The organism is Pseudomonas sp. AC193 (genome assembly GCF_979258075.1).
Genome location: NZ_OZ409832.1, coordinates 18,062 through 38,804 on the forward strand (window position 1 = coordinate 18,062; position 20,743 = coordinate 38,804).

Genomic DNA, 20,743 nt, shown 5'->3' on the forward strand with positions numbered 1-20,743 from the left:
CATGTTTTACGAGGTCGACTATGCACATTCATATTCTGGGTATCTGCGGGACTTTCATGGGCTCGATGGCGGTTCTGGCCAAAGAGCTGGGCCATCACGTGACCGGCTCCGACGCCAACGTCTATCCGCCGATGAGCACGCAGCTTGAAGCCCAAGGCATTCAACTGACGCAAGGTTACGACCCGGCGCAACTCAATCCGGCACCGGATCTGGTGGTTATCGGCAATGCCATGTCGCGCGGCAATCCGGCGGTGGAATATGTGCTGAACAAAGGCCTGCCGTACGTTTCCGGCCCGCAGTGGCTGGCTGATCACGTGCTGCAAGGTCGCTGGGTGCTGGCGGTTGCCGGCACGCACGGCAAAACCACCACCAGCAGCATGCTCGCCTGGGTGCTAGAACACGCCGGCATGAGCCCGGGTTTCCTCATCGGTGGCGTGCCGCAGAATTTCTCGGTATCGGCGCGACTGGGCGGCACGCCGTTCTTCGTGATCGAAGCCGACGAGTACGACAGCGCGTTCTTCGACAAACGCTCGAAGTTCGTTCACTACCGTCCGCGCACCGCGATCCTCAATAACCTTGAGTTCGATCACGCCGACATCTTCCCGGATCTGCCGGCGATCGAGCGGCAATTCCATCACTTGGTGCGCACCATTCCGAGTGAAGGCCTGGTCATCCATCCGACCACCGAGCCTGCCTTGCAGCGGGTGATCGAAATGGGTTGCTGGACACCGGTGCAGACCACCGGTGCTGGCGGCCAGTGGCAGGTCAAACTGTTGAGCGAAGACGGTTCGGCATTTGAGGTGATGTTTGAAGGCGTGTCGCAAGGCACTGTCGAATGGGAGCTGACCGGCCAGCACAACGTTGCCAACGCCTTGGCGGCTTTGGCAGCGGCGCGGCATGTTGGCGTGGTGCCATCGATGGGCATCGCCGGTTTGAGCGCGTTCAAGAACGTTAAGCGTCGTATGGAGAAAGTCGCCGAAGTGCGCGGCATCACTATTTACGACGACTTCGCCCACCACCCGACGGCCATCGCCACGACCCTCGACGGCCTGCGCAAACGCATCGGCGATGCTCCACTGATCGCGATCATCGAACCGCGCTCCAACTCGATGAAGCTCGGCGCGCATCGTGACGGCTTGCCGGCCAGCGTGGTCGATGCCGACCAAGTGATCTGGTACGCCCCGGCCAACCTCGGCTGGGATCTGGCTGGCACCGCCGCGTTGTGCACCGTGCCGTCGATTGTCAGCGATTCGCTGGAAGGCATCATCGAACGCGTGAAGAGCCAGGCCCAGCCCGGCACTCACGTGGTGATCATGAGCAACGGCGGCTTCGGCGGCCTGCACGGCAAACTCGCCGAGGCGCTGCAATGAACACTTTTTCGCAGGGCAACGGCCCGGAGCGCATCACGCTGGCGATGACCGGCGCCTCGGGCGCGCAGTACGGTTTGCGTCTGCTCGATTGTCTGGTGCGCGAAGATCGCGAAGTGCACTTTTTGATCTCCAAGGCTGCGCAGTTGGTGATGGCAACCGAGACTGATGTCACGCTGCCGCCGAAACCGCAGATGATGCAGGCGTTCCTCACCGAATACACCGGGGCGGCGGCCGGGCAGATCCGTGTGTATGGTAAGGAAGACTGGATGTCGCCGGTGGCTTCGGGCTCTGGCGCACCGGCGGCGATGGTCGTGGTGCCGTGCTCGACGGGCACGTTGTCGGCGATTGCCACGGGCGCCTGCAACAATTTGATCGAGCGCGCTGCGGATGTGACGTTGAAGGAGCGTCGCCAGTTGATTCTGGTGCCGCGTGAAGCGCCGTATTCGAGCATTCATCTGGAGCACATGCTCAAACTGTCGAACATGGGCGTGACCATTCTGCCGGCGTCACCGGGTTTTTATCACCAGCCGCAGACGATTGATGATTTGATCGATTTCGTCGTCGCGCGGATTCTCAATCTGCTGGGGATCCCGCAGGACATGCTGCCGCGTTGGGGTGAGCATCATTTGAGCAGCGATGAATAAGCTGCTGGTCATCGGGCTGGTGGTGTTGCTGACCGGGTGCGCCACGGCGCGCACCTTGGATGCGGCGAAACCGGGCGCGCCGGTGGTGTACTCCGGGACGCGGCTGGATTTGTACGCGATGAATGGCGGATGCTGCGCGATGGATCGGTTCGGGGCTGAGGCGCCGAGCTATCCGGGAGTGGATCTGCCGGGGAGTGCGTTGCTCGATACGCTGTTGTTGCCGTTGTCATTGCTGACGGTGATCGGCGTGAGTTTTCAGGCGACTGGCGGATTGTAAACATCAAAAGATCGCAGCCTTCGGCAGCTCCTACAGGGGGTTCGACTTGAACTTGTAGGAGCTGCCGAAGGCTGCGATTTTTTGCTTTATTTGCCTAGCTTGCGCAAATCATCCGACTCAATCACCCGAACCCCATCCTGTTCTTCCAGCGCCAATCGCCACATCGCCCGCGCCAGTTGGCACGCCTCGATGCCGCGATATTTGCCGGGAATCAGCTTCGACAACGGTCCGGCCAACTGCTCGGCCAGACGCGGTTCAGTGCGTTCGCCCAACAACAGCGAAGGCCGGCAAATGGTCAGCTGCGGCCAGTCCTGCGCGCGCAGTGCCTGCTCCATTTCGCCTTTGACGCGGTTATAGAACACCGATGACTTCGGATCCGCGCCGATCGCGCTGATCACGATCAGATGCCGCGCGCCCATCTCCCGCGCGCGCTTGGCAAACGCCACGACCATGTCCAGATCGACCGCGCGAAACGCCGCTTCGGAGCCTGCCTGTTTGATCGTGGTGCCGAGGCAGCAATAGGCGATATCGACGCGGCCGCTGAGCTGCGGCAGAAACGCCTGTGGATCGCCGACCGGGTTTTCCAGGTGCGGATGTTCCGCCAATGGCCGACGCGAAGGGGCGAGCACGCGTGAAATCGTTGGCTCGTTGAGCAAACGGTCGAGTAGATGTTCACCGGTCAAACCGGTGGCTCCGGCAAGCAATACGTGCTGAGGCGTCAAGTACATAGTGTCTCTCCCTTGATACTGTTCAGCTTAGTTGCTCTTTGTCGCTCCGTCGTTCAACGCAGCACTTTGCAAAGCTTTTCTTGCTTGTTGTTTACGCAGCAGTTGCCAGTGCGACAGCACGGTTTTCGGCGCCCAGATCTGCGGCTCCGAGGCTTCGAAATTGTCCGCCAGTTCACGCTCGGCGACGGTGGCCTTGGCCAGTTTGAAGGCTTGCTCCAGATCATCGGTCTGGTTCAGCGCCTGGGCGAACAGCGCATCACCGAAGTAGGTGAAGTTGGCCTCTTCCGAGCAACCGAAGGACACCCGATCGGCGCGCGAGGCGGTCATGATCAGCGTGCGTTCGTCTTTCAGCGCCGGGATGAAACCGCCGGAGTAGCACGAGGAAATCACAATGATCTTGTCGCGATTTTTCAGCGGCGCGAGCACGGCGGCGAGTTCGTCAGCGGGCAGGTCGGCCAGTTCCATGCGCGGTTGGTCGAGCACCAGTTCATGTTCGGCGGTGCCGTGGCTGGTCAGGTAGATAAACAGCAGATCTTCCGGGCCAGTACGTTCGGCGAGGGTTTGCGCGGCACGACGCAGGTTTTCGCGGGTGGCCATCGGTCGGTCGGCGAGGTGGTCGCGATGGTTGACCAGACGGATCTGGCCATAAGCACCGAAGCGCGTGCGGAGCATATTGGCGACGAAGTCCGATTCGCGCAGGAACACGCTTTGCTTGCCGTCGCCGCCGAGAGTCAGCGTGTACAACTCGACCGCTGGCGTTGACGCCGGGATGGCGGCCAACGCTTCATCGAGCAAACGGCCCTGAGCGAGCAAACCGAGTTCGAGGGTGTCGGGCAGCAACTTGCCATCGGCGTCACGCACGCGCTGGCCGTTGATCCAGGTGCCGCTCATGACGCTGCCATCGGTCAGCACCAACGTGCCGCGCCCTGCGTAGCTGTCGTTGTCGAAACCGCCGATGTAGAAACTGCCATCAGACAGATTCAAACGGCCCGGCCCGCTGAAGCGCCAATCGCTGAACGAGCCGATGTAATGGCTGCCGTCGGCGCCGATCAGTTCGCCCTTGCCGGTCAGCGCGCCTTCTTTGAACTGGCCGAGCCAGACATCGCCGTCAGCGTTTTCGTAGCGGCCCTTGCCGTGCAATTGATTGTTCTTGAAGCCGCCGACGTAGATGTCACCGTCAGCGCTGTTGAACGTGCCGTTGCCTTCCAGCTGACCGTTGACGAAATGCCCGCTGAACGTGTTGCCGCTGGAGTCGCCGCGCTGGCCTTCGCCGTTGGGTTTGCCGTGGGCGAACTGGCCTTGATAGGAGCTGCCGTCGTCCATTTCCAGACGACCGAGCCCGGAATACTGGTCAGCCTTGAATTCGCCACGGTAGGTCATGGCGTTTTCTTTCAGCGTGCCTTCGCCATCGCGTCGGCCTTGTTTGAAACCGCCGGTGTAACTGCTGGCGTTGGTGGTCAGGCTGCCCTGACCGTCGAACAGCCCTTGCTGAAACTGGCCGCGGTAGACCTCGCCATTGCTGCCGTGCCATTCGCCCTGACCATGCCACTGACCTTTGTCGAATTGCCCGGCGTACCAACTGCCATTGGGATAATCGACGCGCCCCTGACCTTGCAGCAAGCCATCGACCAGTTCGCCACGATAGCGTCCGCCGTCCGGCAGGCGCGCATCCGGGGGCAACAGCGATTCGCCGTCGCCGCACGCGGTGAGCATCAGGGTCAAGGCAATGGGTGCGAGGGAAGCGAGTGAGCGCATAGCGGGATCCGGGCAATTAGGCGACCGAGTATGCCGCAGCTATGCGTCGCATATATAGAGACGTGACGCGAAACAGCGTGCGCTGCTTCGCATCCGGAACGCTTAGACGAAGCAGAGCGACAGTGGCTCAGCGATATAGGCCGGTTTGTCCGAGCCTTCTATCTCCAGTGTTGCGGTGGCTTTGAGCAGCCATTGGCCGGGTTTTTTCTCGGTCACTTCGCCCAGATCGACCTTGAGACGAACTTTCGAATTGACCTTCACTGGCTGGATGAAACGCACGCTGTCCAGACCGTAGTTGACGACCATCTTCACGCCTTGCGGCAGGACGAGGATGTCTTCCATCAATTTCGGGATCAGCGACAACGACAGGAAACCGTGGGCAATGGTGCTGCCAAATGGCGTTTGCGCGGCTTTGACCGGGTCGACGTGAATGAACTGAAAATCCCCGGTGGCTTCGGCGAACAGGTTGATGCGCTCCTGATCGATGGTGAGCCATTCGGAACGTCCGAGTTCCTTGCCGACATAATCTTTGAGCTCTGCAACTGGAACGTAGGGCATTGAGACTCTCCTTGGGTTCATCGTTTTATAGTTTTTCAGGTGGGGGATTTGACCGCCCTGCGAACCACTGTAGATCAACATGGCAATTTGCTCCGGTCAACTGACCATGCTTTTGGCGAATGCCGATCCATAGCGCAGGCGTGCTTATAATGCCGGCGATGAACGGGAGAGAGACGGGGAGAGAAGTCGGATGTTGTTACGTGGCCTGACCATGCTGGTGCTGTTTCAATTGCTCGGCACGGCACTCAATCATTTGCTGTTGCCGGTGCTGCCGGGGCCGATCATCGGCCTGCTGTTATTACTGATCTTCCTGATCGTTCGTGGTGAAGTCGGCGAGCCGCTGAACCTCGCGGCCGGCAGTCTGCTGCGTTATCTGCCATTGCTGCTGGTGCCGCCGGCGGTGGGCGTGATGGTGTATGCGAGCGACATTGCCGCTGATTTTTGGGCAATCGCCGGTGCGCTGGTGTTGTCGCTGGTCTTGTCGATGGCCTTCGCCGGTGTGCTGATGCAGCGCATGGTCAAGCGTCACGCGCCGCCGTCGGAGGAGTCCTGATGCTCTTCGATTGGCAAGGTGCCTGGGCCTCGGTAATCCATCATCCATTGTTCGGCATCGGCATCACTCTCGGTGCCTATCAACTGGTGCTGGCGGCGTTCGAGAAAACCCGCTGGATCTTTCTGCAACCAGTGCTGGTCTCCATGCTGTTGGTGATCGGCGTATTGCTCGGCTGCGGCCTGACCTACGCCGAGTACCGCAAGAGCACCGAGATCCTCAGTATTCTGCTCGGCCCGGCCACGGTGGCGCTGGCAGTGCCGCTGTATCTCAACCTCAAACGCATCCGCCAATTGTTCTGGCCGATTTTTACTACGCTGGTGATAGGCGGGGTAGTGGCGACGGGGATGGGCGTGCTGCTGGGTTGGTGGTTTGGCGCCGAGCACATGATTCTGATGACCATGGCGCCGAAGTCGGTAACCTCGCCGATTGCGATGCTGGTGGCCGAACAGATCGGTGGCGTCGCGGCGCTGGCGGCGGTGTTTGTGTTGATCACCGGGGTGATCGGCGCGATTTTCGGCCCGGCGCTGTTGACCCGTCTGGGTGTACACAGCCCCGAAGCGCGCGGCATGGCGCTGGGCATGACCGCCCACGCGGTCGGCACCTCGGTGGCGTTGCAGGAAAGTGATGAGTGCGGCGCGTTTGCGGCGCTGGCGATGAGTCTGATGGGCGTGGCCACGGCGGTGTTCCTGCCGTTGGCGGTGTCGATGGTGGTGTAAGGAAATGTCTATGAGTCTGCCGCTTTTTCCGCTGAACACAGTGCTGTTTCCCGGCTGCAACCTCGACTTGCAGATCTTCGAGGCGCGCTACCTCGATATGATCGGCCGCTGCATGAAGCAGGGCGGCGGTTTCGGCGTGGTGTGCATTCTGCAGGGCAGCGAAGTCGGGTTGGCGCCGGAGGGCTATGCGCTGGTCGGTTGCGAGGCGCGCATCACCGATTTCCAGCAACAGGACAACGGCTTGCTGGGGATTCGCGTGCAGGGCGGGCGGCGTTTCAACGTGTTGCGCACTGAAGTGCAGCGCGATCAGTTGATTCTTGCCGACGTCGAATGGCTCGACGATGAACCCGAGCAACCGCTGCAGGACGAGGATGCCGATCTGGTCGCGCTGCTCAAAGCGCTGGCCGAACACCCGATGGTTGAAGCGCTGAACATGGGCACTGACGCGCTCGGTCAGCAGTCGTTGGCCAATCAGTTGGCGTATCTGCTGCCGTTCGCTGAAGAAGACAAGATCGATCTGCTGCAACTCGATGATCCGCAGCAGCGACTGGATGCGATCCAGGCGCTGCTTGATGAATTGCAGGGTGAGTTGTTTGCCTGACGTTCGATTATTCCGGCCAGACAATATCGTTGGCGAACCAGTCTTTCCCGGCAGACAAGGTCAGCACGGGCTTACCAGCCTTCGCAACGGCGTCAATCAGTGCATCGTATTCGCGCTGGTTGTTAACCCCGCTGTGGGTACGCGCTTCAATCTCGCTGCCCCAATCGCTGCTCTGGGCTTCGGCAGCCACGTCGTCTACCTTGGCTGCGCGAGGCAGTCGTTTGCATTGCGCAAATAGCCGGTTTTGGCGAGAAAGGCGTCGAGAAACGCAGGGCTGACACTTTTATCAAAGTCCACCAGATGGCTATGCGATGCTCCGTTTCTCACGGACAGAAGCAGGGGTTCGATTTCTGCATACAACGGGTCGAACCGGTTCGGAGCAGTTGTATCCATCGAGCGCAACTGGTGCTGGTTGGCCCAACTTGGCATCTCACCGGGATTGAGGTTCAAGTCGTCGTGTAACTGCACATGTTGTCCGGGCGAAAGATTGTAAGAGCGCAGATGTTCGACGCGCTGGCCGTGAGTCATGTGCGGGTACAAGCCAACCAGAAAGTTGCCTGTCAGTCGGGAGGTTGCCTCATTTACCGACACCGGCGAGTCGCGTAGTTTTTTATTCGGTACTGTTGAATCGCTGTCGTCGACAACGGGAGCTGGACGTTTCGGTGGCTTTGATGACTCAACGGGTGCGGCCAGTCGCCAGGTGGCTTCGCCGCTATTTTTGACCAGTACCGGGCCGGGTGGCAGCTTCTTGTAGAGATCCATTACCCGATATTCACCCGTGGCGCTATCAAGCGTCACGTGCACGGTGCCTATGCCCTCGATGTCGGCGAATCCACGCCCGACCAAATAGTGAATACCCTGGTCATCGGCAGCGCCCATGTTGCGCAGCAAAGCCGGGTTCAGCAGGTAACGGTGCAGTTCATGGGAGAGTGCGGGTTGAGCGCTGTGAATATCGGTGATTTCAACACTCGATGGGCCTGGGCCATTTCCAGCACTCATCTGAGGCTGACGGTCGCCATCGGGTCTACGGGTGCCGGTCAATTGGGGCTGATGGAGCAAAGGCGGACTGGCGTCCGCGCGGACTCGGTTTGATCCCGGATCAGATTGCGTCGGCACTCTTGGTTTCGGGCTGTTGGCGCGCGCAGGGGGTTTCGGTCGCATGGGGTCATTCCTTGACAATTGAATAGCGCTCAGGCGCGTGATTGCTTTTCGGCTAACGACAAATCCTGAATGATCAGGTGTTCAGCGGTGATACGACGTGCCGGGTCGCTGCTGATCTGCCAGTGGCGAGTGTCAGCGTTGTAAAAAATCTGTCCTGGTGTGGAATCCGTCAGTCGAATGTTCTCAATGTGCACTTCATCACTCTCGAGATCATCCTGCTTTTTGTGCTCTTCGATCAGCGCAACAATTGCCTGAGGCGATACACAAGCCAATGCATTGATGGTGTGCAGACCGATGACTTCAAACAAGGCGTTGATCCGATAACGATGTCCGGCAGAAACGAACACATCAACACTCTCCAGGGGTAGTGCCGGGTCGCTGCTGTCTGGCAGATGAATATGGATACTGCCGATCTTCAACAGGTTGTTGTTGATGCTCAGTTGGCCGCGGGTGATCTTTTCTGGCAATTGCTGTGTGTGGATCTCCCAGGTCGAAGACCCCGTCAGCCTGGCATCGCCCGCCTTGGTCGATAACCGAATGGACATGTTGCTCGCCGGGTAGATTGCGTAGTGCGCTGACCTGCCTTCCAGTGCATAAACGGCGGTGTGCGGTGCGGATCTGAAGTCGATACGTTGCGCGCTGTTCTTCAGCGTTCGCTGGTCGAGTGCTGGTTGGACGAAGGTGTATTTCCCGGCACGCTTACGCAGCGATTCGCGTGTTTGAATCGTGTGGTAACCGGCTTTTTTTGCATCTTCCCGATAATTGTTATGAGGGTAATCGAGGTGGTAGGAAACGCCGTCGCGCATGACCAAAATGAACGTGTGATCAAGCTGCCAAGGCGAGGCCAGAATGCCGGCACCCATGTCGACTGTCTTGTTGGTCTGTTCACTCATCGCGCCGAACAACGAGAGCAGCCCGCCTCCTTGAGTAAAGGTAAGAGTGAAGTGCAGGCTTTCATAACTCAGTACTGTGTAGGCGCCTCGCTTCGTTGTCTCCACGATGTAATTGGCCCTGACTTCATCTATTTCCGTACTGTCGTAGTCGACATACAGCGTGCTGTGAGCAACTGCGGGGCGTTTGCTTGCCCGCAGGGTGGTGTGACGGGTATCGCGTGAAACGTAGTAGTAAGAATGCGGACTGTTCGAGACAGTCTGTGGGCGGTCGTGTAACAGGAATGGCGATGTTTTGCTGACACCTGCGTTAATGACGACGGCGTCGAGCGTGTGCTCCGTCAGATCCTCGGTTTCAACTGGCCAGTCCGGTTGCAGGTGGTAGCCGTCCTGTGTGACGAAAAGCCATTTGTCGTTGAGCAGCCTGCGCTTGCCATTGATCGTCTGGAACACCGCTTCGATCGTCAGAGTGCGCTGCGACACTTGCGGGTCTTCGTCACGCAGGCTCTCGATCACCAGCGAATTGCCACGGACGTACCAGCGCTGGATGGCCTCCAGTTGCACGCCGAGGTACACAGTGCTTTGTTCCTGATCGTCATCGGTGATCGACACATCGAGGCTCATCGGGTCGATGTGATAGATGTCGGCTCCGCTACCGCCGTTGACACGGGCGTGGGTGCCCCGGATTGAAATCTGATCATCGCCGGCACCAGCATCGATATGGTCTGCACCGTTGGCAGTAATGATGTCTGGTTTGTCCGAGCCGGTTACCCGGTTGGCTGCGCCGGCCAGGGTTTCGACTCTTTCTATGGAGTCGAAAGTCGAGTGTGGAACGGATTCGGCTGCCTTGTCGGATGAGCGCAAGCCGAGTTTGCCGTTCTTCAGGTCGAAGTCGTAACCGATGTAGTCCGGGGCACCAGGTTTGGGCTCCTGGTGGATGTGTTTGCCTTGTAGCCACAGAAGATCAGTGCCGTCGCCGCCGCTCAAGTGATTGACCCGTTTCGGGGCCGAGGTCAGTCCTGCAGAACCCGCCTGAAAGAGAAATGAATCATCTTTGTCACCGCCGCTGAGGCGTTTTTCACCGGCGCCAAAGTTAAAGTGATTGGACTTGTTTCGCACGCCGTAAACCCGGTCGTCACCTCCCCCCAGGTTCCACAGCACGCCTTTGGCCGGGTCGCTCTGCACACTGATAATGTTGGCGTCGGCGGATGGCAGACCTTCCCGGGCATCGTAGACATCGTCGATTTCATGTATGACCGGCGTATTGACGGTCAGGTAGGCCGATTCACCGCTGTCCTCGTCCCACTGGTGTTTATAGACACGGGTCGGCTGCAGATGAACTTCGAACCGGCCAATCACCACTGAATCGACACTTTCTTTCAGTTCGTTTTTGAGCCAGCTGAGGCTGCTGCTCTTGAGTGCCTTTTCGTAGTCGCTGTAAGTCTTGGCCGCGGTAAAACGATCCATGACATCTGCGTCCTGTTCTTGCCCGGTAAAGGCGAACCAGCCGGCGCGCCAGCGTTCATTGATCGTCAACTCGATGTAGTCGTCCATGTCATCGACCACTCGGGCCGCGCCGTAGATACGCGCGCCGACAATCAGGATCGCGGCAGCGGCAAGGCCGACCGGGCCAGCGCTTTGAAAACCCATCAGCGCAGCGGCGCCGAGCATGAGTGAGAGCCCGGCACTGAATACACTCAAGCCACCGGTGACGTACAAATCCTGAGCTTCTTTGCCCTCGGCTTTGGCTGCATCGCTGAAAGACTTGATGGCCGTATACAGGTCAAAAGGCAGCGTCAGCACACTGGCGATCAGCCCCGCGCCGCGACACAGCCATTTGCCCATGCTGGTCTTGCCGAACTGTTCAAAGGCCAGGGCGCCTTGGCGCAGCATCTTGTCGCCGGTTTTGGTCAGGGCATATTCCAGGCCCAGTGAGCCTATCTCCGCAACGCCGCCGCCGGTATTGATCAGCACCTCAGCGGTATCACCCCTCTTCAGAGCGTCGATGCTGCCAATGTAGGCACTGTACAGGCCATAGGCTTGCAGGCCCGCGCCCATGCTGGTCATGCCGCGACTTTTGGTTTTGTTGACCCAGGTTGGCAAGTGCTCGGGTAACGGGCTGCGATGGATATCCAGGCGTTGGGTCGCGGTTAACAGATTGCTGATTTTGCGGAGGGGGTCGGTAGCGGTGCTCGAGGGAAGATCTCTCAGCAGTGGCGCCGCATCTGTGGAGCGCTGCGTGACGATTTCATAAAGCAATTGCGGTATTCGCTGGCGGTCTTGCGCATCGACGGATTTGATTCGTTGCTCGATCTGAACCGAGTCGAGTTCCAGAGCGTCGGTAAAAGTCTGGGAGGGCTCGGAAAAATAGGTGTCAGCCGCTGTAATGAACTCGCCGCTGACTCGTGCTCCAAGCGCCTGAAGTTCCTGGCGGCTGACGGTCAACTCACCAAATCGAAGCGCTCCGAACAATTGATCCAGATCTCTCAGGCTGGGTTGATTGGCAGGATAGGCACCCGCTTGCGCAGTCGATGGCGTCGCTTCAGTGTCGATGTCGGAAATGGTTATTGGCGCTGCATGAATAGTTTCAGCGCGGGTTGTAATGGGTTCGGCCAAAATTGATACTCTGTTGTGATGTGTCGATGGAATCTGACACGAAGAGCGGCAGGCTTCATTGGTTATTGTTTTTCTGGTTGTATGGTTGAATTTTGTATTGTGTCTGAAGTGGTTTGTGTAGTGTTTTTCAATTAGGGTGAAGTTTGGCTTGCGCGGCGCGAGGTTTTATCGGTGGTGAAAGTAAGTTGATGTTTTATAACAATGAGAAGGTATCTTGTAGTTGTATTGCAAAAAGTTTGATGGCGATGTGTGAGTCTTGATTTGACGGCGGATTACACGGGGGGAAAGTTGCATGCCTGATGTATTTTAATGATAGATAACCCTGTCTTTTAAGCTGCGATCAAACGACGCCGGGCACTATGCTTGCAAACCTGTGCCCGTGTCGTTTGTTTCTGGTACTTGGCTGTTGTTGACGTCTTCTGCCATTTAGTACGAATAACGCAGCAATGTATGTGGCAAATGCCGCAATACAAAGAAACCGAACAAAGCGAGCATCGCCGGCAGAACCAGCCACCAGACCTTGAACGGCATGGCATTCAGCGGCTCTTTGCGCTGGCTCAACCACAACCCCGCCGCACACACGCACGCCGCGAGCATCGCGCCGGCGAGAATGTCCGTCGGCCAATGCGCCCCTAGATACACCCGCGACAAGGCAATCGACAGAGCCGGAATGCAACCGACAAAGAGCCAGGTCAGGCGCATGCGTGGCGGTTGGCCGCGACCAGCCAACACCGCGAGCACCAGAAACAGCGCGAACGACCCCGACGCGTGGCCGCTCGGCATGCTGTAACTGGTCAGCGGATCACTCAGTACTTCCGGACGCACCCGGGCAAAAAACATCTTGGTGCCGGTATTGAGCATCGCTGTGCAGAGCAACACGCCGCCGGCAAAGATTGCCTGGCGCCATTGCCGGCACAGCAGCAACAGACCGGTGAGCAGGGCGCTGAACATCAGCATGTTGCGGAATTCGCCGATCAGGGTGAACGTCACCGCGATCTCATCGAGCAGCGGCTGGCGGTGTTCCTGCACCAGCGTCATCACGCCTTGGTCGAGCGCCGTCAGGTACGGGTAACCAATGAACAGGCCAATCAGAATCAACAGGCTCATGCTGCTGATCCAGATCGTCGCGCGGCGATGGCGGCGCAGGCTGCTGTTGACGCTGAGGCCGACCATGACCGCAATGCTCGCGGCGACAATCCCGGCCTGTAGCCAGAAACCTTCCGGCAGCGGCAGACGAATCGCCGCGCCAGTGGCCCAGCCTGGCAGCAGATAGGCGACGCTCCAGCCGGCGGCGGCCAACAGGCTGACAGCGGCAAAACGCGGGAACGGCATGTCGCACATGCCGGCGACCATTGGCAGCATTGGTCGCAACGGGCCGATAAAGCGACCGACCAGCAAACTGGCGATGCCATAACGCTGGAAATAGCTTTCTGCGCCGGCCATCCATTCCGGGTGATGGCGCAAGCCCGGCAGACGGCGGATGTTCTGGTGGAAGTGGCGACCGAGGAAATACGAAATCGCATCGCCGAGAATCCCGCCGAGGAAACCCAGCAACAGGGTTTCGCTCAACGACAGCGCACCGCTGCCGGCCAGTACGGCCACGGCAAACAACAACACCGTGCCGGGCACGATCAATCCGGCAATCGCCAGGCATTCCACGCAGGCAACAATGAACACCGCTACGGCCAGCCACTGCGGATTGGCCGCCAGCCAACCGGTCACGCTATCGAGCCATGGGCCCATAAAACCACTCCATCAAAACTTCAATTGATCCCAAAGGATGCAGGCAATCTTCAACAGCACTCAGTTCCCCTGTGGGAGCGGGCTTGCTCGCGAAGGCGCTGGGTCATTCAACTTATGCGTTTCTGACACGGCCCCTTCGCGAGCAAGCCCGCTCCCACATGGGGATTCATTTATTTCAAAATTTGTGTCATTTCACGGCAGCAAAAAATAATCCCGGCCTTCGACCTGACCGCGGCGCAGCGGGTTCCGCGTGCACCATTGCGCATAAGCGGCGTCGACAAAGCGGTACATCAAGTGTTCGTCACGGCCATGGGGGATGCCCAGTCGCGTGGTTTGAATAATCTGTGAGGGCGCCGGGCCGGTATCCTCGACCAGAATCAGTTCATGATCGAAACGCTTGGCGTCCCACATCGGCACCTTCAACCCAAGCGCCTTGCACAGCAGCGTCTGCCCGGCACAGAGTTTCTGCGACGGTCGCGCACGCCCTTGAGCGTCAGGATTGTTCAGCAGCATCTGCGCCAGACTCGCCGGCCCGCTGACTTCATCGACCCACGGATAGGCCGATTTGATCAGTACGGCATTGCCCGGCCCTTGCGCACTGAAGTTCAGCGAATCACCGCCACGGGCGTAATACATATAGATGTGTCCGCCATCCAGAAACAAAGCCTTACGCTTTTCCGTGTAGCCGAGCGAGGCATGGCTGCCTTTTTCCGCGCAGTAATAGGCTTCGGTTTCGATGATCCGCGCGCTCAGCCACAGACCGCCAACGCGATGGCGAATGACTTTGCCGAGCAGATCCTTGGCGAGGACTTGTGCGTCACGGTCGAAAAAAGCGTCGGCAAGCCCCGCAGGCTGGCGCTCGGCGCTGGCGCGAACAGTCAGGTTGGACATGGCAAGCGATGTTTATCCGGGCTGATGAGGTCGTGATGATAACAATTCAATGCTTAATTACGGCTGAACGTCGGCAAATTGCAGTCCATTTCGACCATCCGCCTGTCACCGCTGTTAGTCCCGGGACGCGACAGCTATAATCTGCCGCTTTCCTCTTTGCCAAGACCCCAGCAGACCATGACTGAGTCCGTTCTTGACTACATGACCCGATTGGGTCGCGCCGCCCGCGAAGCTTCCCGGGTCATCGGCCGTGCCAGCACCGCGCAGAAAAACCGCGCCCTGCAGGCTGCTGCCAATGCCTTGGACGCCGCTCGCGCCGAGCTTGCTGCAGCCAATGAGCAGGATTTGGCCGCCGGTCGCGCCAATGGTCTGGAACCGGCACTGCTGGAGCGTCTGGAACTGACCCCGGCGCGCATCGACGGCATGATCGTCGGTCTGCGTCAGGTGGCTGCGCTGCCGGATCCGGTCGGCGCGATCCGTGACATGAGTTTCCGTCCGTCGGGCATTCAAGTCGGCAAGATGCGCGTGCCGCTGGGCGTGATCGGGATCATCTACGAGTCCCGGCCCAACGTGACCATTGATGCCGCCAGTCTGTGCCTGAAGTCCGGCAACGCGACGATTCTGCGTGGTGGCTCCGAAGCGATTCACTCCAATCGCGCAATTGCTGCGTGCATTCAGCGCGGTCTGGCCGAGGCCGAACTGCCCGCCGCCGTGGTGCAAGTGGTCGAAACCACCGACCGTGCCGCCGTTGGCGCGATGATCACCATGCCCGAGTACGTCGACGTGATCGTGCCGCGCGGTGGCCGTGGCCTGATCGAACGCATCAGCCGCGATGCCCGTGTGCCGGTGATCAAACACCTGGACGGCATCTGCCATGTTTACGTGAGTGCCCACGCCGATCTGGCGAAAGCCCAGCGCATTGCCTTCAACGCCAAGACTTATCGTTACGGTATTTGCGGTGCGATGGAGACGTTGCTGGTCGATCAAACAGTTGCGAAGGATTTCCTGCCGGCGATGGCCGCCCAGTTCCGCGAAAAAGGCGTCGAGCTGCGTGGCTGCGAGCGCACCCGGGCAATCATCGAAGCGGTCGCGGCCAGCGAAGAAGACTGGAATACCGAATATCTGGCGCCGATTTTGTCGATCCGCGTGGTCGACGGGCTGGATCAGGCAATTGAACACATCAACCATTACGGCTCGCATCACACCGACTCGATCGTCAGCGAAAACCTCGCCGACACCCGCCGGTTTGTGGCGGAAGTCGACTCGGCGTCGGTGATGATCAACACCCCGACGTGCTTCGCCGATGGATTTGAATACGGATTGGGTGCCGAGATCGGCATTTCTACTGATAAGCTGCACGCCCGCGGCCCGGTGGGCCTCGAAGGACTGACCTGCGAGAAGTACATCGTGGTCGGTGATGGCCAGTTGCGCGGCCAGGCGACGGTCTGACTTGACCGACCTCGACCTGACCACGGTGCCCGCCGGCAGCGACGTTCGACCTCAACGCATTGGCGTTCTGGGCGGTACGTTCGACCCGGTGCACATCGGCCATTTGCGCGGTGGGCTGGAAGTTGCCGAAGCGCTGGCGCTCGACGAGTTGCGCTTGATGCCGAACGCGCGGCCACCGCATCGCGGCATGCCGCAGGTGTCGGCGCAGGATCGGCTGGCGATGGTTGAATGCGCAGTGGCCGGCGTGCCGCCACTGGTGGTGGACGCCCGTGAGTTACAGCGGGACAAGCCGTCCTGGACTATTGATACCCTGGAGTTGATGCGCGCCGAAATGCCCGCCGAGACCCAGGTTTTTCTGCTTTTGGGCTGGGACGCATTTTGCGGCCTGCCCACTTGGCATCGCTGGGAAGAGTTGCTCCAGCATTGCCACATCCTGGTGCTACAGCGCCCGGACGCCGACAGCGAACCGCCGGATGCCTTGCGCAACCTGCTGGCAGCGCGTTCGGTGAGCGACCCGCTGGCCCTGAAAGGGCCGAGCGGACAGATTGCATTCGTCTGGCAGACACCGCTCGCGGTTTCCGCCACCCAGATCCGTCAACTGCTGGCCAGCGGTAAGTCGGTACGTTTCCTGGTGCCCGACGCGGTCCTGGCCTACATCGATGCGCACGGTCTATACCGTGCGTCGAACTGAACAAGGCGTGCTTCACTGATACGAATCACCGTGTCCCCAAGCCGCCGAATACACGAGCAAAACGAGTTTTATATGACTGACAAAGACGTAAGCAAAGTTAAGCGCAAAGGCACGTTCAAGAGCGCACCGCTGCCGGTCGAAGTAAAAACCGGCCCAGAGCTGGCTGGCGAAGAGCTGGTCAAAGTCGCTGTCGCTGCCCTTGAAGACGTCAAGGCGCAAGACATCCAGATCCTGGATGTTCGCGACAAGCAAAGCATCACCGACTTCATGATCATCGCCACCGGTACCTCCAACCGCCAGATCGGCGCGATGCTGGACAAGGTTCGCGAAGCGGTCAAAGCCCAGGGCGTCAAGCCATTGGGTGAAGAAGGCAAGGGCGACAGCGACTGGGTTCTGCTGGATATGGACGACGTGATCGTGCACATGATGACCGCCTCGGCGCGTCAGTTCTACGACCTGGAGCGTCTGTGGGCCGGTGCCGAACAAAGCCGTGCGGCCGATGCCAAGCATCACAGCCCGGAAAACACCCACGAGCATTTCACCAAGCTCAACAAAGACCAGCTGTAAGGGATTGCTGTGCGACTGCGCCTGATCGCCGTCGGTTCACGCATGCCCAAATGGGTGGAAGAAGGCTGGCATGAATATGCCAAGCGTCTTCCTTCCGAGCTGGCGCTGGAACTGGTGGAAATTCCGCTCAACACCCGTGGCAAGAATGCCGACGTGGCCCGCTTCATCCGTCAGGAAGGCGAAGCCATGCTGGCCAAGGTCGGGCCGAATGAGCGAATTGTGACCCTCGAAGTCCATGGCAAGCCCTGGAGCACCGAGCAGCTTGCGGTTGAACTCGACCGTTGGCGGCTGGATTCGCGCACGGTCAATTTCATGGTCGGTGGCCCGGAAGGGCTGGCGCCGGAAGTTTGTGCCCGCGCTGATCAACGCTGGTCGTTGTCGCCGCTGACGTTGCCGCACCCGCTGGTGCGGATTCTGATCGGCGAACAGTTGTACCGTGCCTGGACCGTGCTGTCCGGCCACCCTTACCACAAGTAATCCTGCCCTCATGTCTCAGCCGATCCGCATCAAGGACCACGAAAAGGACGCACGCCTGGTGCGTAGCCGCGTCGTGTTCGGGGCCGTGGCGATTGTGCTGTTGATTGGCGTGTTGATCGCGCGGCTGTATTACTTGCAGGTGATCCAGTACGACTATCACTCGACGCTCTCGGAGAACAACCGCGTCCATGTGCAGCCCATTCCGCCTACGCGCGGGTTGATTTTCGACCGCAACGGCGTGGTGGTGGCGGACAACCGTCCGAGCTTCAGCCTGAGCATGACCCGCGAGCGTTCCGGCGACTGGCAGCAGGTGCTCGACGTCATCGTCGAAGTGCTTGAGCTGACGCCGGAAGACCGGGTGATTTTCGAGAAGCGCATGCGTCAGGGGCGCCGGCCGTTCGAGCCAGTGCCGATTCTGTTCGAGCTGAGCGAAGAACAGATCGCCCGCATCGCGGTGAATCAGTTCCGTCTGCCGGGCGTCGAAGTGGTGGCGCAACTGGTTCGTCACTACCCGCAGGGCGCGCATTTTGCGCACTCGGTGGGTTACATGGGGCGGATCAACGAGAAAGAGCTGAAGAGCCTCGATCCGGTCAACTACAGCGGCACCCACCACATCGGCAAAACCGGCATCGAGCGTTTCTACGAGCCGGAATTGCACGGTCAGGTCGGTTACGAAGAAGTGGAAACCAACGCCCGTGGCCGCGTGTTGCGCGTGCTCAAGCGTACCGATCCGATTCCCGGCAAAGACATCGTTCTGAGCCTGGACATCAAATTGCAGGAAGCCGCCGAAGCTGCACTGGGCGGTCGTCGTGGCGCGGTGGTGGCGCTCGATCCGAAGACCGGCGAAGTGCTGGCGATGGTCAGTCAGCCGAGCTTCGACCCGAACCTGTTCGTCACCGGCATCAGCTTCAAGGCTTACGCCGAGTTGCGCGATTCCATCGACCGGCCGCTGTTCAACCGCGTACTGCGTGGTCTGTACCCGCCGGGCTCGACGATCAAACCGGCGGTGGCGATTGCCGGCCTCGATTCCGGTGTGATTACGGCGTCGAGCCGAGTGTTCGACCCGGGTTATTACATGCTGCCCAACTACGATCACAAATACCGTAACTGGAACCGCACCGGTGACGGCTTCGTCGACCTCGACACGGCGATCATGCGTTCCAACGACACCTACTTCTATGACCTGGCGCACAAGCTCGGCATCGATCGGTTGTCGGCTTACATGAACAAGTTCGGCATTGGCCAGAAGGTCTCGCTGGACATGTTCGAAGAATCCCCTGGCCTGATGCCATCGCGCGAATGGAAGCGAGCGACGCGCAAGCAGGCCTGGTTCCCGGGCGAAACCCTGATCCTCGGGATCGGCCAGGGCTACATGCAATCGACCCCGCTGCAACTGGCGCAAGCCACCGCGCTGGTCGCCAATAAAGGCATCTGGAACCGCCCGCACCTGGCCAAATCCCTCGAAGGGCAGAAACCGGTGGACGAAAACCCGATGCCGGACATTGTTCTGCGCGATCCGTCGGACTGGAACAAGGTCAACCACGGCATGCAGCAAGTGATGCACGGCGCGCGGGGGACTGCGCGTAAAGCTGCGATCGGCGCGCAATACCGCATTGCCGGCAAGTCCGGTACCGCGCAAGTTGTGGCGATCAAGCAGGGTGAAAAATACGACCGCTCCAAGGTTCAGGAGCGCCACCGCGACCACGCCTTGTTCGTCGGTTTCGCCCCGGCTGACGATCCGCGAATCGTTGTTTCGGTGATGGTCGAGAACGGTGAGTCCGGTTCCGGCGTTGCCGCGCCCGTGGTGCGTCAGGTCATGGACGCCTGGCTGCTCGATCCCGAAGGTCGATTGAAGGCCGAATACGCCAGCCCAATCAGTGCGGAGGCTACGGCCCGTGATGAATAATTTTGATCGCATGCTCTCTAGCGAGGATGTGATGCGTCGTCGTGCGACGTTGCTGCAACGTCTGCACATCGATGGCCCGTTGTTGATTCTGTTGCTGATCCTCGCCGCCGGCAGCCTGTTCGTGCTGTATTCAGCGAGTGGCAAGAGCTGGGATCTGCTGGCCAAACAAGCCACGTCGTTCGGTATCGGTCTGGTCTCGATGATCGTCATCGCCCAGCTCGAACCGCGGTTCATGGCGCGTTGGGTGCCGCTCGGTTATGTGGTCGGGGTGGTGCTGCTGATGGTCGTGGACATCATGGGCCACAACGCCATGGGCGCAACGCGCTGGATCAACATTCCCGGGGTGATCCGCTTCCAGCCCTCGGAGTTCATGAAGATTTTGATGCCGGCAACTATTGCCTGGTATCTGTCCAAACGCACCTTGCCGCCGCAACTCAAGCACGTCGGTATCAGTTTGATGCTGATCGGTGTGCCGTTTGTGCTGATCGTCCGCCAGCCTGACCTGGGGACTTCGCTGCTGATTCTTGCTGGCGGCGCTTTCGTATTGTTCATGGGTGGCTTGCGCTGGCGCTGGATTCTCAGCGTGCTGGCGGCGGCGATTCCGGTGTCGGTGGCGATGTGGTTTTTCATCATGCACGACTACCAGAAGCAACGGATCCTGACGTTCCTCGACCCGGAAAGCGATCCGTTAGGCACCGGCTGGAACATCATTCAGTCGAAAGCGGCGATCGGTTCCGGCGGCGTGTTCGGCAAAGGCTGGCTGCTCGGCACCCAGTCTCACTTGGATTTTCTGCCGGAAAGCCACACCGACTTCATCATTGCCGTACTGGGCGAAGAGTTCGGCCTGGTGGGCATCTGCGCGTTGTTGCTGATCTATTTATTGCTGATTGGCCGGGGGCTGGTGATCACCGCTCAGGCGCAAACGCTGTTCGGTAAATTGCTTGCCGGTTCGTTGACCATGACGTTTTTTGTTTACGTTTTCGTCAACATCGGTATGGTCAGTGGCCTGTTGCCGGTTGTAGGGGTGCCGTTGCCGTTCATTAGCTACGGAGGAACTTCGCTGGTGACGCTGCTGTCAGCGTTTGGGGTTTTGATGTCGATCCATACCCATCGCAAGTGGATCGCACAGGTTTGAATAAGGTGAAGAGTT

Annotated in this window: 20 protein-coding genes; 12 read left to right on the forward strand and 8 right to left on the reverse strand. The window is 59.4% G+C overall.

Annotation, left to right across the window (positions count from 1 at the left end):
* Positions 1 to 20 precede the first annotated feature (20 nt).
* Genes mpl through ACZZ0D_RS00090 form a run of 3 tightly spaced genes read left to right on the forward strand, consistent with a single transcriptional unit; the run spans position 21 to position 2,291 of the window.
* A complete protein-coding gene (gene mpl / locus ACZZ0D_RS00080) occupies positions 21 to 1,370 on the forward strand; it encodes a UDP-N-acetylmuramate:L-alanyl-gamma-D-glutamyl-meso-diaminopimelate ligase (RefSeq protein ID WP_463552189.1) in 1,350 nt (449 codons plus the stop codon).
* Positions 1,367 to 2,014, forward strand: a complete 648-nt coding sequence (ubiX, locus tag ACZZ0D_RS00085; protein WP_053124202.1) for a flavin prenyltransferase UbiX — start codon at positions 1,367 to 1,369, stop codon at positions 2,012 to 2,014. Before mpl ends, ubiX begins: the two co-directional genes overlap by 4 nt.
* Complete coding sequence (locus ACZZ0D_RS00090; RefSeq protein WP_400649795.1) at positions 2,007 to 2,291, forward strand: YceK/YidQ family lipoprotein; 285 nt, start codon at positions 2,007 to 2,009, stop codon at positions 2,289 to 2,291. Before ubiX ends, ACZZ0D_RS00090 begins: the two co-directional genes overlap by 8 nt.
* Positions 2,292 to 2,377: 86 nt before the next feature.
* Here ACZZ0D_RS00090 and ACZZ0D_RS00095 read toward each other — a convergent pair whose 3' ends face one another.
* The 3 genes from ACZZ0D_RS00095 to ACZZ0D_RS00105 all read right to left on the reverse strand — a co-directional run bounded on the left by ACZZ0D_RS00095 (position 2,378) and on the right by ACZZ0D_RS00105 (position 5,332).
* Positions 2,378 to 3,019 (reverse strand): oxidoreductase, encoded by a 642-nt coding sequence (locus tag ACZZ0D_RS00095; RefSeq protein WP_053124198.1) that lies wholly within the window; start codon positions 3,017 to 3,019, stop codon positions 2,378 to 2,380.
* Positions 3,020 to 3,046: 27 nt separating this feature from the next.
* Positions 3,047 to 4,774, reverse strand: a complete 1,728-nt coding sequence (locus tag ACZZ0D_RS00100; protein ID WP_463552190.1) for a C13 family peptidase — start codon at positions 4,772 to 4,774, stop codon at positions 3,047 to 3,049.
* A 102-nt stretch (positions 4,775 to 4,876) separates the two neighbouring features.
* A complete protein-coding gene (locus ACZZ0D_RS00105; RefSeq protein WP_285418414.1) occupies positions 4,877 to 5,332 on the reverse strand; it encodes a MaoC family dehydratase in 456 nt (151 codons plus the stop codon).
* Between the two features lie 190 nt (positions 5,333 to 5,522).
* Here ACZZ0D_RS00105 and ACZZ0D_RS00110 point away from each other — a divergent pair, with 190 nt between their 5' ends.
* The 3 genes from ACZZ0D_RS00110 to ACZZ0D_RS00120 are packed head-to-tail and all read left to right on the forward strand — an operon-like array spanning position 5,523 to position 7,202.
* Positions 5,523 to 5,885: a CidA/LrgA family protein gene (locus ACZZ0D_RS00110; protein ID WP_212550862.1), complete on the forward strand. Its 363-nt coding sequence runs from the start codon at positions 5,523 to 5,525 to the stop codon at positions 5,883 to 5,885.
* Positions 5,885 to 6,601: an LrgB family protein gene (locus ACZZ0D_RS00115; RefSeq protein ID WP_008085111.1), complete on the forward strand. Its 717-nt coding sequence runs from the start codon at positions 5,885 to 5,887 to the stop codon at positions 6,599 to 6,601. The genes ACZZ0D_RS00110 and ACZZ0D_RS00115 overlap by 1 nt, the downstream gene beginning before the upstream one ends.
* Before the next feature lie 10 nt (positions 6,602 to 6,611).
* Positions 6,612 to 7,202 carry an LON peptidase substrate-binding domain-containing protein gene (locus ACZZ0D_RS00120; RefSeq protein WP_053124190.1) on the forward strand — a complete coding sequence of 197 codons (591 nt, stop codon included), beginning with the start codon at positions 6,612 to 6,614 and terminating at the stop codon, positions 7,200 to 7,202.
* 7 nt (positions 7,203 to 7,209) lie between these two features.
* On the opposite strand, the gene ACZZ0D_RS00125 is transcribed toward ACZZ0D_RS00120, so the two are convergent.
* The 5 genes from ACZZ0D_RS00125 to ACZZ0D_RS00145 form a co-directional block, all read right to left on the reverse strand.
* Positions 7,210 to 7,392 carry a hypothetical protein gene (locus ACZZ0D_RS00125; RefSeq protein ID WP_463552191.1) on the reverse strand — a complete coding sequence of 61 codons (183 nt, stop codon included), beginning with the start codon at positions 7,390 to 7,392 and terminating at the stop codon, positions 7,210 to 7,212.
* A gap of 5 nt (positions 7,393 to 7,397) precedes the next feature.
* Positions 7,398 to 8,363, reverse strand: coding sequence for a hypothetical protein (locus ACZZ0D_RS00130; RefSeq protein ID WP_463552192.1), 966 nt, complete (start codon positions 8,361 to 8,363; stop codon positions 7,398 to 7,400).
* A gap of 29 nt (positions 8,364 to 8,392) precedes the next feature.
* Complete coding sequence (locus ACZZ0D_RS00135; protein ID WP_463552193.1) at positions 8,393 to 11,869, reverse strand: calcium-binding protein; 3,477 nt, start codon at positions 11,867 to 11,869, stop codon at positions 8,393 to 8,395.
* A 426-nt stretch (positions 11,870 to 12,295) separates the two neighbouring features.
* Positions 12,296 to 13,612, reverse strand: a complete 1,317-nt coding sequence (locus tag ACZZ0D_RS00140; protein WP_053124184.1) for a bifunctional DedA family/phosphatase PAP2 family protein — start codon at positions 13,610 to 13,612, stop codon at positions 12,296 to 12,298.
* Between the two features lie 192 nt (positions 13,613 to 13,804).
* A complete protein-coding gene (locus ACZZ0D_RS00145; protein ID WP_159814962.1) occupies positions 13,805 to 14,503 on the reverse strand; it encodes a DNA-3-methyladenine glycosylase in 699 nt (232 codons plus the stop codon).
* 177 nt (positions 14,504 to 14,680) lie between these two features.
* Between ACZZ0D_RS00145 and ACZZ0D_RS00150 the strand changes: the two genes are divergently transcribed.
* The 6 genes from ACZZ0D_RS00150 (at position 14,681) to rodA (ending at position 20,728) form a co-directional block, all read left to right on the forward strand.
* Positions 14,681 to 15,952, forward strand: a complete 1,272-nt coding sequence (locus ACZZ0D_RS00150) for a glutamate-5-semialdehyde dehydrogenase (RefSeq protein WP_463552194.1) — start codon at positions 14,681 to 14,683, stop codon at positions 15,950 to 15,952.
* Positions 15,921 to 16,643 carry a nicotinate-nucleotide adenylyltransferase gene (nadD, locus tag ACZZ0D_RS00155; protein WP_159814960.1) on the forward strand — a complete coding sequence of 241 codons (723 nt, stop codon included), beginning with the start codon at positions 15,921 to 15,923 and terminating at the stop codon, positions 16,641 to 16,643. Before ACZZ0D_RS00150 ends, nadD begins: the two co-directional genes overlap by 32 nt.
* A gap of 72 nt (positions 16,644 to 16,715) precedes the next feature.
* Complete coding sequence (rsfS, locus tag ACZZ0D_RS00160) at positions 16,716 to 17,210, forward strand: ribosome silencing factor (protein ID WP_053124176.1); 495 nt, start codon at positions 16,716 to 16,718, stop codon at positions 17,208 to 17,210.
* A 9-nt stretch (positions 17,211 to 17,219) separates the two neighbouring features.
* Positions 17,220 to 17,687 carry a 23S rRNA (pseudouridine(1915)-N(3))-methyltransferase RlmH gene (rlmH, locus tag ACZZ0D_RS00165; RefSeq protein WP_003185785.1) on the forward strand — a complete coding sequence of 156 codons (468 nt, stop codon included), beginning with the start codon at positions 17,220 to 17,222 and terminating at the stop codon, positions 17,685 to 17,687.
* 10 nt (positions 17,688 to 17,697) lie between these two features.
* Positions 17,698 to 19,593, forward strand: a complete 1,896-nt coding sequence (gene mrdA / locus ACZZ0D_RS00170; protein WP_053124174.1) for a penicillin-binding protein 2 — start codon at positions 17,698 to 17,700, stop codon at positions 19,591 to 19,593.
* Between the two features lie 31 nt (positions 19,594 to 19,624).
* Entirely contained in the window at positions 19,625 to 20,728 is a 1,104-nt protein-coding gene (rodA, locus tag ACZZ0D_RS00175; RefSeq protein WP_053124173.1) for a rod shape-determining protein RodA, read from the forward strand.
* The last annotated feature ends 15 nt before the right edge of the window (positions 20,729 to 20,743 follow it).